Annotated in this window: 14 protein-coding genes; 6 read left to right on the forward strand and 8 right to left on the reverse strand. The window is 38.8% G+C overall.

The features are described from left to right. Positions 1–3: 3 nt before the first annotated feature. From QWZ01_RS07175 to QWZ01_RS07200, 6 genes are read left to right on the forward strand one after another with little or no spacing between them, the layout of a single operon-like run. Entirely contained in the window at positions 4–1,209 is a 1,206-nt protein-coding gene (locus QWZ01_RS07175; RefSeq protein ID WP_290322617.1) for a glycosyltransferase, read from the forward strand. Positions 1,210–1,218: 9 nt separating this feature from the next. Next, on the forward strand, positions 1,219–2,424 hold the full coding sequence (locus tag QWZ01_RS07180; RefSeq protein WP_290322618.1) for a glycosyltransferase: 1,206 nt from the start codon (positions 1,219–1,221) through the stop codon (positions 2,422–2,424). An 8-nt stretch (positions 2,425–2,432) separates the two neighbouring features. After that, positions 2,433–3,713 carry a condensation domain-containing protein gene (locus QWZ01_RS07185; protein ID WP_290322619.1) on the forward strand — a complete coding sequence of 427 codons (1,281 nt, stop codon included), beginning with the start codon at positions 2,433–2,435 and terminating at the stop codon, positions 3,711–3,713. After that, entirely contained in the window at positions 3,713–4,993 is a 1,281-nt protein-coding gene (locus tag QWZ01_RS07190; RefSeq protein ID WP_290322620.1) for a condensation domain-containing protein, read from the forward strand. Before QWZ01_RS07185 ends, QWZ01_RS07190 begins: the two co-directional genes overlap by 1 nt. Then, positions 4,990–6,264, forward strand: coding sequence for a condensation domain-containing protein (locus tag QWZ01_RS07195; RefSeq protein ID WP_290322621.1), 1,275 nt, complete (start codon positions 4,990–4,992; stop codon positions 6,262–6,264). Before QWZ01_RS07190 ends, QWZ01_RS07195 begins: the two co-directional genes overlap by 4 nt. Then, positions 6,257–6,784, forward strand: coding sequence for a hypothetical protein (locus tag QWZ01_RS07200; protein WP_290322622.1), 528 nt, complete (start codon positions 6,257–6,259; stop codon positions 6,782–6,784). Before QWZ01_RS07195 ends, QWZ01_RS07200 begins: the two co-directional genes overlap by 8 nt. Positions 6,785–6,806: 22 nt before the next feature. Here QWZ01_RS07200 and QWZ01_RS07205 read toward each other — a convergent pair whose 3' ends face one another. The 8 genes from QWZ01_RS07205 to QWZ01_RS07240 all read right to left on the reverse strand — a co-directional run bounded on the left by QWZ01_RS07205 (position 6,807) and on the right by QWZ01_RS07240 (position 23,263). Then, the gene (locus QWZ01_RS07205; RefSeq protein WP_290322623.1) at positions 6,807–10,031 is read right to left on the reverse strand and encodes a GH92 family glycosyl hydrolase; all 3,225 of its coding nucleotides are present in this window, start codon (positions 10,029–10,031) and stop codon (positions 6,807–6,809) included. Positions 10,032–10,090: 59 nt separating this feature from the next. Continuing rightward, positions 10,091–11,218 carry an acyltransferase family protein gene (locus tag QWZ01_RS07210; protein ID WP_290322624.1) on the reverse strand — a complete coding sequence of 376 codons (1,128 nt, stop codon included), beginning with the start codon at positions 11,216–11,218 and terminating at the stop codon, positions 10,091–10,093. A gap of 15 nt (positions 11,219–11,233) precedes the next feature. Continuing rightward, complete coding sequence (locus QWZ01_RS07215) at positions 11,234–14,182, reverse strand: beta-galactosidase (RefSeq protein WP_290322625.1); 2,949 nt, start codon at positions 14,180–14,182, stop codon at positions 11,234–11,236. Beyond that, on the reverse strand, positions 14,182–16,386 hold the full coding sequence (locus tag QWZ01_RS07220; protein ID WP_290322626.1) for an alpha-N-acetylglucosaminidase: 2,205 nt from the start codon (positions 16,384–16,386) through the stop codon (positions 14,182–14,184). Before QWZ01_RS07220 ends, QWZ01_RS07215 begins: the two co-directional genes overlap by 1 nt. A gap of 126 nt (positions 16,387–16,512) precedes the next feature. After that, positions 16,513–17,988, reverse strand: coding sequence for a RagB/SusD family nutrient uptake outer membrane protein (locus QWZ01_RS07225; RefSeq protein WP_290322627.1), 1,476 nt, complete (start codon positions 17,986–17,988; stop codon positions 16,513–16,515). Positions 17,989–17,992: 4 nt separating this feature from the next. Beyond that, positions 17,993–21,295: a TonB-dependent receptor gene (locus QWZ01_RS07230; RefSeq protein WP_290322628.1), complete on the reverse strand. Its 3,303-nt coding sequence runs from the start codon at positions 21,293–21,295 to the stop codon at positions 17,993–17,995. Between the two features lie 251 nt (positions 21,296–21,546). Continuing rightward, positions 21,547–22,629, reverse strand: coding sequence for a FecR family protein (locus QWZ01_RS07235; protein ID WP_290322629.1), 1,083 nt, complete (start codon positions 22,627–22,629; stop codon positions 21,547–21,549). 94 nt (positions 22,630–22,723) lie between these two features. Continuing rightward, positions 22,724–23,263, reverse strand: a complete 540-nt coding sequence (locus QWZ01_RS07240) for an RNA polymerase sigma-70 factor (protein WP_290322630.1) — start codon at positions 23,261–23,263, stop codon at positions 22,724–22,726. Between the last annotated feature and the right edge of the window lie 7 nt (positions 23,264–23,270).

Raw genomic sequence — 23,270 nt, forward strand, 5'->3', positions numbered from 1 at the left:
CTAATGGCAAAGTTTGTATTTGTTGTTCCTCCTTTAACCGGGCATGTCAACCCAACCTTAAGTATGGGTGCTGTTTTACTTCAGCGTGGTCACCGTGTTGGTTGGATTACGCTTGATGAGTCATTAGCTTTAAAATTGCCGAAGGGCGGTGAACTATTGCATATTAGCTACAATGAAAATGACCGGCAAAAGCAAGAAAGCGGACAATACCTGGATATCATCACTAAAAAAATAGTGTATGGAATTGATAGTATTAAGTTTTTGTACGAGGAAGTACTGATCCCCCTTAATCGTCACAGTTATGAAGGTATTGTTAATTTGCTTGATCAATTTGAACCTGACCTCGTAATTACAGATCACCAAATGTTTGCGGGTGCCATTGCTGCCGTTAATAAAAATCTGCCGTACGCTACAACAGTAACAGCACCTGCAGCTGTCAAAGTAATGGATGAGCTTCCAAAAGTTCATGAATGGGAGATAAATCAAATTGTAGCGCTGCAGCGAGAATTTGGTGTTAACGGTGCAACCTCAGTAGCATGTTCAAATCTCCTTACCATGGTGCTTACATCTCAAGCCTTTTTTGGTGACATGGAATTACCATCTTACTATCGTTTTACAGGTCCTGTTATCAATCGGCGATCATCAGTCATCAAATTTGATTGGTACAGACTTCAGGCAAGTTCTAAACCGAAAATATTTGTGAGCATCGGTACTACCTTTGATCACGAACATAAAAAAGCATTTTTCGCCAAAGTTATTGAGGCCTTAGGTAATGAAGAACTTACCGTTGTGTTAGTTTCAGACCCTGCTTTGTTTGATGCATGGCCAGAAAATTTCATTGTAAAAAAACAAGTACCACAGTTAGAACTACTTCCACACCTTGATGCTGTAGTGTGTCACGGTGGTCATAATACGGTTTGCGAAACATTATGGAATGGTTTACCTATGGTAGTTATACCTATAGCATATGATCAATCACACGTTGCCGGACGTGTAGTGCGTACAGGCGCTGGGCAGCGTTTAAACTTTAACCGGTTTAAAGCTACACACCTCAAAGAAACCGTTTGGGAAGTATTGGGTAACCCAACTTATAAAGAAGCTGCCGAACAACTGAAAAAGTCATTTATAGAAGCCGGTGGCACAGAAACGGCGGTGGATATGCTTGAACAAATAACCCATAAACAATCTTTGGAAGTTTTAAAAAACTAAAGCGCTATCATGGCAAAATTTTTATTTGTTGTTCCACCATTTTTTGGTCACATAAGCCCTACATTAAGTATTGGTGCAAGCTTAATTAACCGTGGTCATGAAGTAAAATGGCTTGGCCTTACTCCTCTTGCAGAAAAACATGTTCCGGCGGGTGGAGAATATATACTACCAGAAACTGAACTTGAAGAATATCAGGATGAAATAGCGCTGATATTAAAACGCCAGGATGATGGCCCTACATGTTCCGGCCCAGAAGTAATGAAACTCGCGTTGGAAGAAACCTACGTACCATTCGCCAGAATAATGATGCCAGGCCTAAGCAACTTTGTTGACACCTGGAAACCGGACGTGATCATTAACGACTGCATAACTTTTGCAGGTGCATTATGTGCTCATATAAAAGGCATTCCCTGTGTAACTACTACACCTGTACCACCCGATGTATTGGGCGACACAGCAAATAGCGCTCCCAAAATATTTGAGTGGCAGCAAAATCTGATAAAAAACTTACAGCAAGAGTTTGGAGTATATGGAGATGAGATCCTTATCCATTCGCACAAACTCAATATGATATTTACTTCGCAGGCTTTTGCCGGTTTTAATGAAGTACCTCAGCACATGAAATTTGTTGGCCCTGTAAAAGGCAGACCGAATAATGCCTCCTTTGATTGGGAGCGGTTATCAAAAACCACCACACCAAGGGTTTTTGTATCCTTGGGTACCTTGCTTGTGGATATACGTAAAGAGTTTTTTCAAAAATTGATCACCGCCTTTGCCAATCAGCCTGTAACTATTATCGCAGCTACTAATCCTGATATTTTTGAGGAATGGCCTGAGAATTTCATCGTAAATGGATTTGTACCGCAAACAGAACTAATGCCTTATATGGATGCAGTAATATGCCATGGCGGTTTCAATACTGTGAATGACACTTTCACGAATGGCTTACCGATGCTGATCACCCCTATCGCTTATGATCATTTCCATACGGCAAAGCTTATTGAGAACTCCGGAGCCGGGATTAGTATACGTTACAAACGATTAAGAATATCCGATCTGCAAAACACAGTTTTTGAGTTATTGCAAAACCCTCAGTATCGGAATGCTGCAATGAAAATAAAGGAAACATTTATAGCAGCTGGCGGAAATGATAAAGCAGTACAATTGCTGGAAGATTTTGCTGAAGCTGAAAAAATTTTAGAGCCATTGAATTAATTGATGGAATGAGAAGAAAATTACTGTTTATTGAACGAATGCTTCATGGTGATGGAAACTATGCATTCAACGCGCTTTTGCCCACAAGAATAAGGGGTACTTTTAGGGAAGCTGAAATACGGCAGGCATTGGAAGGATTACAAAAAAATCATGCTTTACTTAATGCTATAGTTAAAGACGATGAAAAAGGATATCCCTGGTTTGTTGTTGACGAAGCAAATCCGGTTAAAATTCCAATTCGTACCTTGATGCGAAATGATGAAGACGATTGGCAAACAGAGTCGGTAAAAGAGTGGTCAAAAGCTTTTGATGGTTACAAAACTCCATTGATGCGCCTGGTTTGGATCAAAGGTGAATTGATTTCCGAATTAATATTTGTAATGCATCACTGCCTTTTTGATGGCCGTTCCGCATTAATGATTCTGGAGGAGTTCCTCCAATTATTAGATGATCCTGACGTAGCTATTACTCCCGAATTACCTATATCAAACATCAGTGACGTGGTTCCGCAATCAATGCTGAATAATAGGTTTTATAATATTGTAGCAAAATTAGCCATAGGTGCTGCCTCTTTAACCTTATCCCTTATACCATCTAAAAACCGACCCAAAGTAAGAAAAAACGATTATCTAATTCACTGGAGGTTTGATAAGGAAACTACTACTGCCTTCCTTGCCCGATGTAAAAATGAAAACGTCAGAGCACACAGCGTTATTTGTGCTATAATCCTGGATGCATTTAAGCAGGTTCAACGGAAGAAAGCGAAAAACAAGATCTTATGTCCGGTTGATATACGCAGCTTCAATCCGCAAATAAAGAAAAACAACATTTTCGCTTTCGCATTAATGATATTGGTTTCAGCTTATCCAGAAAGTGATTTTTTCAGTAATGCCAGGGCTATTCAAAAAGATATAGATAAGCGGATGGCCAAGCTCAATCCATATAAAATCATCATGCTTTTCGAGGCAGCACACGGATCGCTGCATAAAATTGTAGATTTTTTAAGGCATCAGAAACCGGGAAATGATTGTATGTTTTCAAACCTTGGTAAAATTGACATTCCACATCAATATCAATCGTTTGAACTTGAAAACATATTCAGTCCGTCGGTTATGGTACCAGAAGGTCATGCAACTGCCTTTACTACTTCAACTCATATGGGTGAAATAGATTTTTCTTTCATAAGCAATGAAAATAGTTTATCCTTTGAAGATGCTAAAGCTATTAAAGATAAAATGATAAATACCATAACAAGATTGGCCGCAACCAAAGAACTTAGTATAGCGTAATGAAAAGAAAACTGCTATTTGGTGAAAGAGTGCTTCATGGAGATGGATCCCTACCCTTCAACGGCGTTATTCCCTTCAGGTTACGCGGCGTGTTTGAGGAGGTTAATATTCAATATGCGTTATTGCGCATACAGCAAAAACATCCCTGGCTTAATGCTTTTGTACAAAATGATGATAAATTAATGCCCTGGTTTATTATTAATGAAGCAAAACCAATCAGAATACCTTTACGAATAGTGAACCGGACCGATGATAGTGATTGGCAAACAGAGGTTCACAGGGAGTTACTCACCCCTTTTGATACCGCAAGCGGTCCACTTTTGCGTTTGGTATGGATGAAAGATCATAACGTATCTGACATGATCATCACCATCCACCATTGTTTATGCGATGGTGGTTCAGCTATGAGCATATTAGCCGAATTGCTTCAGATTTTAGATGATCCTAATGCAAACATCGGCACAGAAGCTCCAATAAAAGGTATTGAAGATATTATTCCTCCGACTATTCTTAATAACAAAACCAAACAAATAAAAGCTAAACTAATTGGTAGCCTGGCTGCCGTGGCTTTGAAGCTAATTCTGGTAAAGAAAAAGCCTAATGACCGGGGAAAAGATTACATGATTCATTGGAAATTTGATGAAGAATTAAGTAAGGATATCATTGTTTACTGTAAATCAGCAGGCATAACAGTGAACACCATGTTATGTGCTGTTTTATTAAGTGCTTTTAAAGAGGTTAGGAAAGATTTGGCTCATAACAAAGTATCATGTCCGGTAGATATCAGAAGATTCGCTCCCGAAATTAAGAAAGATCAACTATTTGCATTTGGCCTGATGCTGGTAGTTTCAGCACATGATGGTTTGAGCTTTTTAGATAATATCAAAGCGATGCAAAAGGATGTTGATCAAAAATCAGCCAAGCTTGATCCCTATGGTACCATGATGATGATGGAATCGGCACACCCCGCCTTGGATAATTTTACCAATCTATTGAAAAATGGCAAATCCACTAATGATTGCATGTTTTCCAATTTGGGTAAAATAGATATTCCGCATAAATACGGCTCATTTGAATTGGAAACCATATTTAGTCCCGGAGTAATTGGCCCTCTTGGTAATACAACAACACTTGTAACATCAACCTACCGAGGTCAAATGGATTTTTCATTTATAGCAAGCGAAGGTTTCATTCCTTACAACGATGCAATGGCTATTAAAAATGAGATAATAGCCATTATTAAAAGACAGATAAGTCACGAATCAAAAGTTGCAGTATGAAGAGAAGATTGATGATGGTTGAGAGAATTATGTATGTTGATGCAGCTACACCCATCAACTGCGTGTTCACAGCCAAAGTAATTGGTAAAATAGATCCGGAAAATTTGAACATCGCACTTGCTAAAATACAACAGAAGCATCCTCTTCTGCGTGTTAGTATTGACGATGAGCAAAAGAACGGTCCATATTTTATTACTAATCAACAGATCAAGCCGATTCCTGTTCGCATTACAGAACGGCGAACTGACGATGATTGGCTAATAGAATCTGAAACGGAATGGTTTAAACTTTTTGACGGAAAGAATATGCCTTTGGCCCGGGTGGTTTGGGTAAGATCAGCATTAGTATCTGAACTCTTATTAATAATGCCTCATTGTGTTTGTGACGGTGCCACTTGCGTAGCATTAATGACTGAGATATTAAGTTTAACAGACAATCCGGAACAAGAACTTAAACCCTACACAACCTTCAACTCGGTAAAGGAATTGATGCCCTATGATTTTAATATGACTAAAAACTCACGTAAAGGCACCTTTTTTTCTTTTTTAGGTAAGCTATTTTTTGTGTTTAAGAGTGTTAAGAATAACCATATTAAAACAAGTGATTATGTATTACACTGGAAACTTGATGAAGATAAAACTCTGGCTGTAACCGATGACTGTAAAAGTGCAGGTACTACGGTACATGCAGCTGTGTGTGTGGCATTACTTCAGGCTTTCCAAAAATTACATGGGGTTAAAGCTAAAGGTAAGATAATTAGCCCGGCAAATATCCGTCGTTTCATTCCTGAAATAAAAGAGGATAATATGTTTGCTTTTGCCCCTATTGTTGAATTAACGCTGGATAAAAAAAGCAGCAACTCTGATTTTTGGAATCTGGCCCGCAAAATAAAAACCGACCTTACTGCTAAGATCAAAGAAATGAATGTTTACGAAATGCTGTGGATTGGAGAATATATGCATTCAACTGTAAATAAGATGATTAAAGTTTTAAAAGCAAGCGACGGTAGCCACGATATTACTTTTTCAAATATGGGGAAGCTAAATATTCCTGAAACTTATCACACATTTAAATTAGAAACGGTTTACAGCCCAACGGTAGCATTTCCCTGGCGAAACGCAAATACGCTAATCACAACTACATTTAAAAACCAAATGGATTTTACATTTATGTCAAATGATAGTTTTATGAATAAGAATGAAGCTTTACAAATCAAGACTATGGCGATGGAAATATTATTGGCGCATTTACAGCAGTTGTCACATGCCTGATATAGTTAAAACAAATAATAAAACTACGCTAAAGCAGTTCATAATCAAACGGCTGATATTTTATATCATTCCTAACATTTTTTTCAATACCCTGATCGCTTACGCAAGCTTTAGCAAATTAGGTTATACCTACCTATTTGAAGGAGAGCAAAGTATTGCCCGGCTTACGCTTCCTATGGCCTTATTCTTACCTTTTATCATTACGCTTGATATCATCAAAAAAACAATACAAGCCACTGAACAAGGCAAACTTGAATTATCACTTGATGAAAGCCTGATTAAAAACAAATTTATGCTGCAAATGAGTATTATGAATGGCTTAGGCACATTTTTGCTTATTTTGATCGTGATGCTGGGTGTGCAACTAAGTTTACCTACACATTATAGGTTTGATGCAAGCTTGATGGCAATTCTTGACGGATTACTTGCTGCACTCCTTTCCGTAGTTTTCACGTATTTACCAATTAAAAAGCTAAAAAAACACATCCTCAAATCAGTAGAGATACATATAACACGTTGACCTAAACTGGTCAATAATCCTTTTAGAAATCCACTTTTTCCTTATTGTATATTTCTGCGATCTCTGTTGTCGAAAGTGGCAGAGCATAAATCTTTATTTTATCCATATAGCCATGAAATACCCTTTCAGACGGAAACTCCTCATTACGCCCAATTTGCCATTTATTAGCTACAGACAAATTTACCGGCCCTTCTACTACGGATGTGCCGCTTAGTTTACCATCAATATAAACAGATAATATATTGCCGTTACAAACACCTGCTATATGATGCCAATGTTGTTTCCAGTTAACCGGAAGTTTTACGGTGCAATCGCCGCGTCCCCAGCCACCGGCAAAAAAGGTGAGTGTTTTATTATCGTTCATTTGCAGTACATGAGTATCGCCTTTAGTTAGCATGTCAACCAGGCCTCTTTCTTGGCCATTTGGATATACCCAAGACATCATGGTGATGGTTTGCTCCATATTATCAAGACTTGGAGCATTTTGTACTTCGGCAAAACAATTCTCGCCTAATAATATCCTTTGAATGGCCTCTGCTTTACTTGAGTCTGTTTGAATAATATGAGCATTATTCTCAAAGCCGGAACGATCAGTTATATATCTATTATTCGTATTCTCTGTAAATGAAAGATCAAGCAATAATGATTCATAATCATCTTCAAATACTTTATATATATTTTTTAATTCATTTATTTTCAAAACATTAACACCGATATTTAAACCAATAAAATGATGCTTTATCTCTTTTTGTTCTCCTGGGCTAAGTTGTACCTGATCAGTATATAAAACTGAGTCATTAAGCGTTACGGGTATGTTGAACAATCTGTCTTTTCCGGTCAGGTTCTTAATGATGTAGCTAATTTGTTGCTCTTGTCCCTTCTTTATCAAAGCTTTTGATGCCAATGCGGTTATTTCAAAGGGATGTGTTATCAGTTTTATTGGTTCAACAATTTCAACCTGGCTTTCCTTAAGGCTATCTAAAATTATCTGAACTTTTCCGAGCCGATATAATTTACAACTAAGTGAATCGGTAATCGTTGCTCCTTGCTGCACAAACACATTCTTATTTACTAATAACTGCCCGTTAACATTTAATTTAATATTTTTTGTACCGGTTGAACCATTGTTTTGCGCTGTATATATGAGCCATAAGGTTTCGTTAGGTTCAACTTTTGTTTTCCGGATGCTGTATCTCAGTATTTTGATATCTGCCGGGGTCTTAGTTTCAGATAAATTAATGGGGTCCTTATCTTTTGGCCAACTATTATTGGGGCTGTGGTTCAACCCAAACTTCATTGTTCCACCATTAACTATTATCGAATGTGCTATAGATAATTGCTGATAAGATTTTCCATTAACACTTAACCATTTTACGTATTTATTTGCAGCTGATTGATTTACCCCTTGAATGAGCCATGTTTTATTATTGGGTAAATGCAGGCTTGCAGATTGAAATAAGGGAGCTCCGATTGCATATTCTGGTCTGCCAGGGCTTGTAGGGAAAATTCCTAAGGCATTAAATATATAAGCACTTGACATGGCACCGAGGTCGTCATTACCAGGCAATCCATCCGGGCTATTTTTGTATCGTGATAACATAATATCCCGGCACCACTTCTGTGTCAGGTCAGGCCTTCCGGCAGAACTAAATAAATATGGAATATGTACAACAGTTTCATTATCAAACAGTACAACGTTATTACTTAATGCAGAATCTAATCGGGCGTTAAATTCCTTATTGCCTCCCATGAGGTTTACCAGATCTTTCGGATTATGCGGGACAAAATAGGAATACACCCACTTGTCACCCTCTTTGTATCCAGACATTCCCGGATCTATCTTAAAATTATTTCCTGATTTTGGCAGCATGAATAAAGACCCTGAATAAAAAAGATTCCTATAGTTGAAGCCACGCTGCTGTAAAAGCTGGTAGTCGGCTTCATTATGCATAATCTGTTTGGCATATTGAGCCAATGCCCAATCATTATAGGCATATTCTGCCGTACGTGTAACTGATTCGGAACTTGTATATGGCACATACCCCATTCGATGATATATCTCCATATCCTTTTGAACAAATGGGGAATCAACAATATTGCTTTTCATGGCTTTGTAGGCCAAAGTTTTATCAAAGCCTGTAACCCCTTTTAAATAAGCATCAACAATAATTGGTATTGCATGATTACCGGTCATGGTTTCGGTAGGCAGGTGACCACTTTGCTTGTAAATATCAAGCATAGATAAAATTACATCATTTTGCTTTTCAGGATATACTAAACTCAATAATGGATGTAAGGATCTGAATGTGTCCCATGGAGAAAAACCTCCATACTGAACTTTACCCGAGGCATGATGAATATTACCATCCTCACCTCTATAATTACCATCAGCATCAGAAATTACCCAGGGAATTAAAAGCGAATGATATAATGCAGTATAAAAAACGGCTTTATTGGTTTCGCTGGTATCTGTTATATCAATAGTTGATAATTGTTTGCTCCATTCATTAGCTGTTCTTTTAGCAAGCGTCTCTAAACTTATTTTATCAACTTCCTTATTTATATTGTTTTGAGCTCCGCTATAACTAATAGTAGATGTGCTAAATTTAATTTCAATAATTTTTTTATCGATTGCAGCACTCTTAAAAGTAAACAGGTAACCATCTTGTACTTTTTGCCTAACAGTATAAGCTTCATTAAAATTAAACACCGTATTTAATGCCGAGCCATGTATAGTTTGCCCCGAAACAATCTCCATATTTCCTGCATTCCTGATAAAAACCTGAGCCTTTGCTTTTGCTGGAAATGTAAAACGTAGTATGCCTGTTCGTGCTCCAGCACTGACTTCAGCTGTAATATTGTTGTTTTTAAACTTTACTTTATAGTAGCCCGGATGAGCCACCTCATCGCTATGAACAAAGCTACTATGATAATGGCCGGGTTCAAATGCTTGCCCACCCGTAACAGGCATAATATACAAACGGCCGGCAGAGCCTTCCGGGAAACCGCTGTGATGATCAAAACAGCTGAAATAATAAATTGAAGAATCGATATAATTATAACCTTTAGTTCCTGTAACGCGGGTTTCAGGACTAATCTGTATAAATCCCGATGGCGCCACGGCTCCTGGGTAAGTTCCACCATCCCCTCCCCAGTGTGTTAACACACCGCTTTTAGTTGTGCCTATGAAGGGATTTACATATGAAATATTTGATCTACGCTGTCCTTGAGCTTTAATATCAGCCATCAGAAACAAAAGCAAGACAAACCATCTCGTCAAGAAAGCACGTTTCAACATAACCAAACTTATATCTTAATGTAAATCTTCCTCTTATCCATTACATAGCCAACAAACCAGCAAAGCATCATATAGCACAATGCAAAAACCAATGTACCAAACGCACCAGGGAAAAGTTGCTGGTAAAACACCTGGTTTATCCAGTCGTAAAAACTCAAACCTGTTTTTACCCAGATGGTTGAAATTACAGTAAACAGTAGCTCAGATAATAAATAAATAGCCAACGAATTACGGCCAAATACCAGGAAAAAATCGGTCCCTCGCTTAATACTCTTTATTTCAAAAGCATATATTAATATACCAATGATCACGAGATCGATACCTATTGTAAGCAAAGTAAAAGTACTTGTCCATAATTTTTTAGCGATGGGAAAAAACTGTCCCCAGAATAATGCGATAAATATTAAGCAAGCACCCGAGATTAATAATTTGGCAACAGATTCGTAATTGCGTCCTTTACGTTGTATGTAGGCACCCGCTAAATAACCGGCTACAACGTTAACGATGGCCGGCAAGGTACTCAGCAAACCTTCCGGGTCAAATGCTATAGGGCCACCTTTGTCATGATACAGATGCGCATTCCCCATAATTAAAATATCCAAACGGGTTCCGGCATTACCAAGCATGGTAAATGCCTTTCCAGCCTCCCCAAATAGTAACAAAAACAGCCAGTAACCGATTAAAAGTACTACCGAAATAATAACCGCCGTTTTTTTCGAGCAGTAATGCACAATGAGCGATCCAAAAAAATAGCAAAGTGCTATGCGCTGTAATACACCCATGATACGGGTATTACTTAAAGGATTAAAAGCCCAGCTTCCGGCTTCGCGATGAAAAAACGGGAACCAGTACATCAGGTATCCTAATAAAAATATAATGAACGTACGCTTACCTATTTTACGCAAAAAAGAACTATCACTTTCAAATTTGTTCTTAGAAAAGCTCAAGGCATTTCCTACTGCAAAAAGAAACGATGGAAAAACAAGATCAGTTGGAGTAAAACCAAACCAGGCAGCATGATCAAGCGGTGCCCATTGCACAGCACCCGAACCAGGAGCATTTACAATGATCATGAAGCATATGGTCATACCTCTGAAAATATCAAGTGTTATAAATCTGTCTTTTGATAAAGCCATTTGTTATAATATATTTTATAGTTTTCCTTGCAGTGTATAATTTATTCTACTTGCTTCTTTTTCTAATTGTATACGTGCATGATCAGGTCTGCTACCATCTTCGTCATAAACAATCAGTTCATTTATTCCTGCTTTTAACCAGCATTCGGGTATATACATGCCTATATTACCAATTTTTTCAGGATAGCGACCAAGATTATGACCGTTTACCCATACCGATCCATGGCCTAAACCACTGGTATGTACGCGCCAGATTAAGTGCTTGCCTTTTATTTGAGGTGCAGTAAATTGCGAACGATAAAACTGAGGCCCATCAAAATTTTCGCCCGGTAAAAGTTTATTCCAGCCATCATTTTTAAATGGATCACCGGGACCGCCAAACATTTTCCAACCATTCAATATCATCGCATCACCTATACTGTTAATTTTTACCGGCTGATCAATTCCGCCTTCGTTCGAATAATTTTCGACAAACAGGGTTAATGTTATTGGCTTTTGAAGATCGACCAAGTCCGTAACCTCAACGGTAAATGGTGAATTCCAGCCTCTGTGCATTGCTGCCCGCTTTCCATTAATAAATACAGTAGCATCTTCATCTACGCTCCTGAAATTAATAATCAGTTTAGATGGTTTGCCATCCTGAACTGGAATAACCGTTTGAAACCAGCCGAAGCCTTCCTGTTTGTTAAATACATCATCGCCTATCTTATATTTTTGCCGATGTGTGGTATCAAACACTGGAATGGCGTTCTCTTTATCCGTGATTTTATTGGCCTTGATAAAATACCAATTACTGGTTTCGGATATAAAAGGGCCGCCTTTCTTGAGCAAAACCTGTCCCGATAATCCCTTTTTATCCACATCGGTAATTGGGCCCATGTAGGCAGCCAGTTTGTCCCGACCATCATGAGCGGTAAATACCGCCATTGTATGTGGCCCTTTTTCAAGCTCAAAAGTTACTTCTCCATCACGTACTTTCCAATTAATAACTTTTTTTCCATCAATGAAGGCTGTCGCACGATCACCTCCATCAACCTGCATGGTATATTTTCCTGATGAGGAAATGTTTAATTTAGTACGATACCAGGCATCGGATGTGAGATTACCATCAATACCCATTTGCTGTGGATTGGTTGAGGTATACCAGTCTTGGTCATTATAACGTGGGTTAGCATATACAGAAGCGTTTTTACGCTGCCAAGGCGATAAATCAACAGTTGAGTCTTTACTTGTATCTGATTGATTGACAGCATTTAATAACAAAGATCTATTTTCTGTATACAACCAGCACTGACCATCATTTCCTGACTTTAAAGGATATTCTGCTTTTAGAAGTAACTGTTTATCATGTACCTGAATTTTGCCCAAATATGAAGGGCCTGTAACAATGGCGTTTAAATCCGGTTGCTCTGTAAGCCAGGTTTTATCCATGTGTTGCGCATCCATAACTAAAATACGTACGCGCTGACCAGATACCTGAAAGGTATATTCATCAGGTTTCATACATTGTTTCGATACGGTTTTGAAACTCAGATTCCCATCAGATAATTTAAATGCAGTATTACCTTTAGTTAGGGTTGGCTTTCCTTTTATTTGAAAGTAAAGGGTTGTTTGTTTACCTTTTGATGCCTCTACCAAAATAGTTGTAGTATTGCCCTGTTTTACCAAACCATATATACGACTTAGCGACCAGTTAATAGTTATTAAATTGTTTATAACATAGTTATGAACCAGCGGATATATTTCCCCTGGTGCTAAAGTGATATTGAAAGCAGGTATCCCGCTAGCCACATTAATAGTTGATATATGATTACTTTTACCAGAGTTATCCAAAAATATCAGGTCACCAGCTATGGCTGAACGGGCTGTTATTTTCAAATTACTATCAGCGGCAGCTATTTTTTTATATGAGGCGGTAGCATCAGTACTGTTTTCTAATATATCCTGAAAACTGCGGGCAAATATAGCAGCACGCTTAAAACCAAAATAGATTGGCCGCAAATCACCGGCTTGCCCCACAGCCGCACCGTAATCATACGATGCTGCGTCTTCGTCATTGTTAGTATACCCGAAGTTTGATCCGCCATGCGCCATATAATAATTATAACCGCCACCGCCATGCGCAATTATTTTCCAGGTGCGTCTTGCATAAACCGCAGAATCCGTCGGCTTTGCGCCATACTGCGAATACCAAACACTCCAAAACTCAGTGGAAAACCAAGGATTTGGTCGCTTTGGGTCATCCAGAGAATCATTGCCAGCGGGGTCTGTAGCATGGTGAAGTCCACTAAAAAAGTATGGCACCTGCATTCCTAAATCCAGCGCTTTACTTTGAAGGCGTTTAAAATAATTATCGGGCATTACAGTTCCCCAACCATTATTATGCTCGTTTTCAAGCTGAATCAAAATTACCGGGCCACCTTTGTTTATCTGCTGATTAAAAACCACAGGCAGAAGTTTATCAAAAAAGCGATCTACATATTTTTCAAATTCAGCATTATCTTCCCTTACACGTACACCGGGTTTAAATTTAAGCCATAAAGGGTAGCCGCCTAAATCCCATTCAGCACAATAATATGGGCCAACTCGAACAATGGCATACATGCCCAATTCTTTCACCGTGTTTAAAAATACATTCAGATCGTGATCACCGGCAAAATCAAACTTTCCTTCCTGTGGTTCGTGAATATTCCAGAAGGTATATACTTCCACACAATTGAATCCTGCACGTTTTAAGCGCAAAAGTCTATCGTACCAAAGCTGGCGTGGTATCCTTGCATACTCCAACCCAGCAGATGCTAGAAAGGTGCGCTTACCATTAATTAAAAAGCCTTTTTTATCAAAATCTATATAGGTTTTTGCTACTTCATGAGCTGGAAAAATATAATCATTAATAGCCTGACTATAACAATTGTTAAAACGAATTACAAGCGATAATACTACGAAGAAAATGCGCCTGCTCATTATTGTTGGCTATAGGTTTGTTCAATTACACTATGATATTTCTCAAACAGCTGCCTGGCCTTATCTACCGGATTACCATTAACAGTATTAGGATATGCATTGTCATGTTTATTAACCCATTGCCATTCCCAGTCTTTTACATGTTTATCAAACTCCTGATCATCAAATTCGCTTCCCGAAGAAAGAGATTTATCCAATTGAGCAAAATACATAGCCCAGCGCGGTTTATAATAACCTTTTATTAAACCAGCCCATTGACGGTTAGAATACTCGCGCAAGCCACTTTCCTTATCCCCCCAAAGAGTAACCAGATCACGGGCGTTAAATTCATATAAATTCTTTTCTTTTTCAGTAACACCATTAGCACGAGCCTCACTGATCCACTTACCCAATAAAAAGTCTTTCCGGGTGCTTAGCAAGGCATCCATATCATCCATCAGCTGTAAAAACTGTTCGCTGTATTGTTTAAAGCCCGCTTTATCTTTACTTAAATAAGCTGATGCCATTTTTTGTTGCAGCGGATTTGCATAATTTGCCAATACCTGCCTGGTAACATCAACCAGATCATATTGAAAACCGTCACTTTGTTTCAGACTGTCTGATGCCTGAATAAATAACTCCCAAGCCTTGGCCAATTGCGCAGGATCATAATCAAGTTTGGTTAATACCCTATCAATGCTTTTTTTCAGGGTAGGCCGGGCCACAATGATAGACTCCTGCCCCCCTTCAGTTAAACCACCGGAATAAACAGTATTCAGGAGAATATGCCAGGCGTCATTTATCTGATCGTTGCTTCGACCGTAGCGTCTTTGTGCATAGTTGACGAGCCATTTGTCGGCATCAATCGGGGTATCAGTCCATACGTTTTCGAGCATTAAGGCAAACAGTGCCGGGTTCTGTTCAATACCTTCGGGAGTAACACCTATACCACGCATATTTTTTGATTCCGGATCGTGCAGGGCAATAGCCGGATCAGCAGCCACATGACGCATGCGACCGAACAAACTGATATTACCACCAAAGTTTTGCAGCATACTCCAAATCCATGGTTTGCCGTAGTAAGCCTCAGTACGATTCCAAACCGGGTGTGCGTCGCTATACAAATCTAAAACAATCATTTGCTCATTAGGTACAGCGTTTAACAAGGCTTTTATTTGCTGTGGCTGCCAAAATTTGTTGTTGTAATGAAACATCCACCCTTGCATTACCCATACGGCTTTGGGGTCGGCAGCCGCCATAGAATTAAATACCTTTTTACTCATGCCATCCAGATAGGTAGAATCATTAGTTGGAGGAACATTCTCGTTAAAGGTATCGGCGGAATACAGGTGATCTGTACCAAACTCTTTAGTTTGAGCTTCTATATATTTTTTACCGATGGTTTCAAACATCGGATCATCAGGATCAAGGATATATACATCGGGAAACCCGGCATCCCAGTTGGTTTTTTTAACCTTTGCACCGGGGAATTTATCTTTAAATGAAGGTGGCACATGCCCTGTAAATGAAGACAATACGGGTTTCATGCCAAATAAGCGTTCACGCTCTAATATTTTCTTTTGAAGTTCTTTATGCGAATCCATCCAATGCTGTGGCAACGGGCCGCCCCAGGCATCAATATTCCCCATCCAAAACCATGCAAAGTAAGCAGGGCCGCTAAAAAACTCATCAAGTTGCTTATCGGTAAAGCCCATGCTTTTGTAAACATTTTGCCACACGGCTTCTTCGCCTGTAATAGCCAAAGGCAGGTTAATACCATTCAGGGCCATCCAGTCAATTTCTTTTTGCCAGCGATCCCAATCCCACCAGGCCATGGAATAGTTATAGGTACAGTAGTTTAAATAATAACGATACTGATATGGTGTAACTTTGTGGATCAAACCTTTAACTATTGGCATTGTAGCCGGTAATTTAAGATTTGTACCATTCCAGCCGATATCGCAAAAGCAATAATTTTTTAAATAGTAATTTAATGCGGATGCTATAGAAAGGCCATTATTGCCCCGAAGAACAATTTTACCATCCTTATTATCGAGCTCAAAAACATCTTTACCATTTTGCTGCGGAATTGCTTCTACTATAAACAAATTGCCTTTACCGGGTATAACCCTTTCAATAAAATCTGCAGAAGCCTTCTGATCTACCTGGGCACCGGCCTTGAACCCGGTTAACAAAACAATAAGTACAAGCAAGCAATTTTTCATTTATATAACGATGGATTAAGATGTATAATGAAGATTAACGAAAAATACAAACCGCCGACAATCAGAAAAATACATTTTCCAAAGGAAATTTCAGATCCTGATTGCCGGCAGTTATTTTATCATCAATTAAAAGTTTGGATTCTGCTTTAAAACACCTTTACTTTTATCAATTTCTACCTGAGGGATTGGGTAGTAGTAATGCTTAGGGCGAACGAAAACAACATTCTTATTTTTATCGATCGGAGCTTTTGATACCGGGGAGTTATAAATAGCTGCAATATCAACTATTTTATCCTTATCCCAGCGCATCAGATCCTGATGGCGCTCACCCTCACCTGCCAGCTCTACACGGCGTTCATGAATCAACTCCTTCATACCAGCACCCGAAACCGGAGGTAATGAAGCTGAAGCGCGGTGCCTGATTTGATTGATCAATGCGTCGCCTGCTCCTGCTCCTTGTGTACGGATCAAGGCTTCAGCAACCAATAGGTAAATATCTGCCGAACGCATTAATGGTACTGCAAAGGTATGATCAACACCACCACCTGAATTTGCAGGGTTAAATACAGCATATTTGCGGAAAGCGAAACCTGTTGCAGAAAGGTCTGACGTAAAAGTTGTTAAGCCATTTCCATCACCAATATCAATCTTATCTCCAACGCTTAAAAGTGTGGCTTGTTTTCTGGGATCATTAGCTTCAAACTCATCAGATAAGCCTTGTAATGGTTGACTAAAACCATACCCACCCCACGGACGTGGAATGTAATAAACAGTAAAGTCGTTTTGGATTACGTTTTGTATTGCCTGTATAGATAGCAATAACTCGGTACTGTTTTCATTTGCACGGGTAAAGTTGTCCTGGTAATTAGGTGCCAGGGCGTAGTTAGCATTTGATATTACCTGTTGTCCTGTAGCTATTGCTTCTGGAAATTTTTCCCAGTACATATATAGCTTAGTTAATAATCCTAATGCCGTACCCTTACTTACACGACCACGATCTGCAGGGCCATAGCTTTCAGGAAGTAGATCAATAGCTTGTTTTAAATCTGATTCAATTTGTTTACGTACATCTTCAATTGAAGATTTTGGCACATTAAAGTTTTGTTTAGAATAATCGTCTTCGGTAATGATAGGTACATCACCATAAATGACCATTAAACGCCAGTAACCAAAAGCTCTGAAAAAGTAAGCCTCACCTATGCTACGATTTTTTATAGCCGCATCTATGGCTGTAATTTTTGGTATATTTAAAATGCAGTTGGTAGAACGGTTAACTGTTTCATATTTCCATTTCCAGCTATAGTTAACCTGAGCATTTGATGCATCATAAGTTAAGTTTTCAATAGCTTCGTCCTCACTATGGTCACCAGAGCGCCAGTAATCATCAGATGCCACATCAAAAGTGGTTTCGGCGTGAGCGATGTAATCCTCTCCCTCCAGTAAACTGTAAATACCGGTTATGGCATTTACAGCGTCTGCTTGATTCCTAAAATAGTTATCGGTATTGTAAACACCTTTTTGCTGCAGATCAAGCGCTTTCTTGCAGCCTGTAGCTGATATTAATGCTATGGCTGCTATATATAGTAGTTTTTTTGATTTCATGGCGTTATAATTTTGCTGTTATACCAAAAGTTATTGTACGTACAGAAGGATACTGGGCTACATCCACACCTCTTTGTCTGTTGCCATCTGTATAACCCAACTCAGGTGTGTAGCCTTTGTAATTGGTTATAAAAAACACATTTTGACCAGATGCATATATCCTTACACTGCTTAACGCTGCTTTTTTAACCCAGTTTGAAGGCAATGTATAACCAAGTGTCACATTGCGAAGGCTGAAATAATTGCCACTTTCAACAAACAGATCTGAAGTACGGTAGTTATCATTTGCACGATCGAGGGTCATCCTCGGAATAGTATTGCTGGTACCGGGTCCGGTCCAGCGGCCCAATGTTTCGGCATACAAGTTAAATGGATAAGTTGGGTCGATGCCCTGCATCCTGTCTGCGTTATAGAGGCTCACACCAAATACACCGGTAAAGTTTGCAGAAAGGTCAAAACCTTTATAAGAAACACTACCTTGTAAGCCTGCTGTTACATTCGGGTTAGGATTACCGAGATTAGTACGGTCATTACCATCAATTAAGCCGTTGCCGTCCAAATCAAGGAAACGCACATCGCCAGGCTTGATATTTCCTTTGCGAGGGTCGTTTTTCAGAGCCGGATCATTATCAATATCTGCCTGAGTTTGGTATAAACCATTGGTTTTCCATCCATAGAATGATGCGATAGGTTGTCCTTGATACGTTCTGGATATCTCCTGGCTCGAACGACCGTAAACTACGGAACCAATAAATGTGCCTGGCCCGTTAAGCTGAGTAACTTTATTTTTGATAAATGAAGCGTTTGCACCAACCGAAAACTTCACCTTATCCCCTCCCTGGTAGTTTATTTCAGCTTCAACACCTTTATTGTTCATGGTGCCTATATTCTGATCAGGAATTGTAACCAAACCGGTTGTACCCACTACTGGTGGTGGTATTAACATATCTTTGGTGTTTTTATTAAAGTAAGTTACTGTAGTATTCAATTGATTATTCAAGAAACCTGCCTCTAAACTAACATTAGCCATTGATGCCCGTTCCCAGGTAATGTTCGGATTGGCAATCCTTGTAATTGCTGAACCACTTACCCCATTACCGCCAAATGCATAGCCACCATTACCATAAGTGTTATTTATCTGTATAATGTTAACGTATTGAAAAGGATCAACATTCTGGTTTCCTAACTCGCCCCAACCTCCTGATAGTTTCAGGTTGCTGATCCAACTGATATTTTTGATAAATTCCTCGTTCGATAATCGCCAGCCTAATGAGAAAGCAGGGAAATAACCCCATTTCTTTCCATCAGCAAATTTCGACGAACCATCTGCACGGAAAGTTACCGTAGCCAGGAATCGTCCGTCATAGTCGTAAAAAGCACGTCCGAAGCCTGATTCAAGTGAATAGAGGTCAGGTATCACATTAGAGTTAAATTGCTGTGTTCCGTTGTTAAGGAAACGTTGATCTATATCAGTATCGTCATATCCTGATCTTGAAGCGTTAAAACCATATTCTTTGAAATTTTGATAAGAGAAACCACCTGTTAATGTTAAATGGTGCTTACCAAAGGTTTTATCATATGTTAAAAACGACTCAAGTAATTGTGATGATAATTCACCTTCACTTTGAGTTAAAGTAGATGTTGGATTTTGACGCGCCTGATTTACATCGGCTATACCAAAGTTATAACCTCGGTTAATAGTACCGTCAAACGCATAGTTAACCCTAAGCTTCAATTCTTTTAAGAAAGATATCTCTGCAAAGGCGTTAATTAATGCTCTGTATTTTTTAGCATAACGATCAGTTTCCTGAATAGTGGCGTAAGGACTGTTAATATCTCCAAGCTGATTTGCAAATGCTTTTGAAGTACCAAACGTACCATCAGGGTTAACCAAAGGTATAGCCGGGTTAAAACGCAATGCAGAAAAAACAAGACCAGTTTGCGAACTTTGTGTATCAAAACCGTTATTATCGGCATAAGTTAGCTGCACGTTTTCGCCCAATTTAAACCATGACTTCACTTTGTGCTCTGAATTGATCCTTAAACTGTAACGTTTAAAGTCGCTCTTATCAATTATGCCTTTTTCGTTATAAATTGAAGTTGAGAAATAATAGTTAGATACATCGTTACCGCCTTGTATATTAACATCGCCATTGGTTACATGGCCGGTTCCTAATATGGCACGCTGCCAGTCGGTTCTTTGGGTAGCATAATAATTATCATTCCAGGGCTCCCCTATATCAGCGCCATCATTAGCATAGCGTTCTCTCTTTAAATCATACAATTGAGGTGCTGTCAATAGTTTGATATATTTGGTTGAATTTGAAAAGCCATTGTAAAAGTTAACCGTGGTACCCAGTTTTTGATTATATGTTCCCTTTTTGGTTGTTACTAAAACCACACCATTTGCAGCCCTTGTACCATAGATTGCACTTGCAGAAGCATCTTTCAAAATATCAACCGATGCAATATCATTAGGGTTAATGTCACTTAGCGCGTCTGGGTTACTTGTAGGTACACCATCAATAACCACAAGCGGATTAGCGTCGTTTAAAGTACCTGTTCCCCTGATGCGGATGCTTGGGGCCGTTCCCGGAGAACCATCATTACGTACAATGTTCACACCACTCGCCCGGCCGGTAAGAGCCTGAGCCGCACTACTCACTGGTTGATTTTGCAAGTCAGCACCTTTAACGCTGGCTACAGAGCCCGTCAAATCTACTTTTTTACTGGTACCGTACCCCACGACAACCACTTCATTCAAAGCCGAAGGCAAAGCCTCCATGGTAATGGTTAAGCTTTTATTACCTGCAATAGGAACTATCTTTTTGGCGTAACCAATGTAGGTTAGTTCCAGCACGCCATTATCTGGCGCGTTGATGCTAAAGCTACCGTTAATATCTGTAGTAATACCCACATTGGTACCCTGCAGCTTAACACTCACTCCTATAAGTGGTTCTCCTGTTTTGTCAATTACCTTGCCTTTGATGATTACCTGCCTGTTGGCATCATCCTGGTTTGAGATGATCACAACATTATCATCGGCCATTTTATAAGCCAGCTTATCATCAATAAGAGTATTGAGTATTTGATCTATGGTTGCATCTTTTACATCAAGATCAACCTTACCCAGTTTTTTAATAGAAGAATAATTGTAAAAGAACCGGTAATCACTTTGTTTTTGAATTTTAGTTAATATGCTGCTTACCTCGGCTTGTTTTACACTCAGTGTAAATTTCTGTTGTGAGTATACTTTTGCCGAAACTTGCATGCATGTAACCAGAATTAGTAAAAAAACTGCTTTCATCAGCAAAATAACTTTTAGACATACGGGGGCACCCTGAAGCGGAAAAACCCTTCTTGTTTTTTTCATTACATTTGTTTTGAAAATTAATGGATAGAGTAAGTACTGTATTGCAACGCCTTACTCTTATTAATAAATCCTATTTGTTTTTACAGGGAGGAGTGCCAGCTCTTCCCTTGTTTACATTGGATATTCAGGAATCTGATAAGTAATGTTTCAATGTCATACGCATTTAGTTTTAGGGGTTAATTAAATTAGTTTTGCTTGTCTTTTTTTGCCAGGTAAATATTTTTTCCTTCCATTCTGAACTTGAAAGGAGTTGTTAGTTCAATAATTTGCATAGCCTCTTGCAATGGTTCCTTATCCAGTAAACCACTTATCTGTTCGGTTTTAAGCGCAGGATCTTCAAATATCACCTGTACATTGTATTTACGCTCAATTTGTTTAGCTACATCCTCAAACAACTCATTGGTAAATAATATCTTATTATCAATCCACGCGGTTTCTTTAATCTCATCTGGTTTAACCTGAGGTAAAGAAGTTACCTGATACTCAACCTTAGGTATGTTATCTTTAGATTTAAACCTCGTCTGTAATTCGTTATTAGTTACCATCAACTTTTCATTCGGTAATAGAACTATTATTTTCTCCGGATTGTTATTTAATTGAACCTGAACCTTCCCTTTAAGCAATGTGGTTTCAATGGTTTTATCATCATTATAAGCCTTAACATTAAACACAGTTCCAAGCACTTTAACAATAAGTTTATTGGTGTGCACAAGAAAAGGCTTTTTGGGGTTTTTAGTTACTTCAAAAAAGCCTTCACCTGTTAATGTGACATCCCTTGTGCTTTTTGAAAACTGTTCGGGATAAATAAAGGTACTTCCCGCATTAAGCCTCACTGTAGTACCATCAGCCATGATTAGCTTTTGAGTAGTCCCGTAAGGCACATGAACTTCATGCATCACTGTGGCCGAAGCCTGATCAGATGTTCGGTATCTTAATGTATAAAACGCTCCCCCACATAAACCTAATATTAAAATTGCTGCAGCCACCCATCTCCAATTGAACAACGGCTTTACAATAACCTCATCTGCAACTGGTAATTCATCCGCATTTTTTATTTTATTCCAAAGATCTTCAAGCCTGAAACTGATGTCTTTTTCTTTGCCTGTTTCTGTTATTTCACTATTACCTTTTAAAGCATCATTTACCTGATGCAGTTTTTTGTACTCCGGAGATTGCTCAAGAAATGTTTCGAGTTCTGCTAATTCTTCAGTAGTAGCAGTTTTGCCCATACTTTTAGCCATTAACTCCATAAACCTGGATTTGCCCATAATAATTATATACTATTGTAAGGACACCACACTATGCGATTTTTCCTAAAAGAAATTGAAAAAAAAATTGATTAAAAAAGAGACAGGCACCGATTTACTTGTTACCAAGAGAATCATCAAGTTTTTTAATAGCAATAGCCAACTGCGCGAAAACTGTTTTATTCGAAAGACCAAGGATAGCGGCCACCTCATTACAAGACAGATCATCTTCTTTTACCATTTTGTAAATCAGTTTACACCTGGGTGGTAGTTCGTTGATCGCTTTTAAAACTTTTCTTTGCAGTTCCTTACTGATAAGCAACTGGGATGGGTCAACAGATAAATGAAAATAATAAGACTCAGTAAGTTGAAGTTCTTTGATCTTTTTTGATGATACACTGCGTAAATGATTAAGGGAGGCATTTTTCACAAGCACATACAGGTAAACCTGCAGGTTTTTTATAGTATCAAGACTGCCACGCCCTAACCAGATCTTTAAGAAGGCATCGTTTACAATTTCCTGTGCCACTTCCTTGTCACCGAGGAATGAACAGGCAAATGAATACAGCTTAGCTTCATGCATGCTGTATAACTCTTCAAATGCAGCCTCGTCCCCGTTAACCTGAATACGACGTATACAATCTTGTGTACTCACAATGGAG

The sequence above is a fragment of the Mucilaginibacter aquaedulcis genome (genome assembly GCF_030409325.1).
In the GTDB taxonomy this organism is placed as follows: Bacteria; Bacteroidota; Bacteroidia; order Sphingobacteriales; family Sphingobacteriaceae; genus Mucilaginibacter; species Mucilaginibacter aquaedulcis.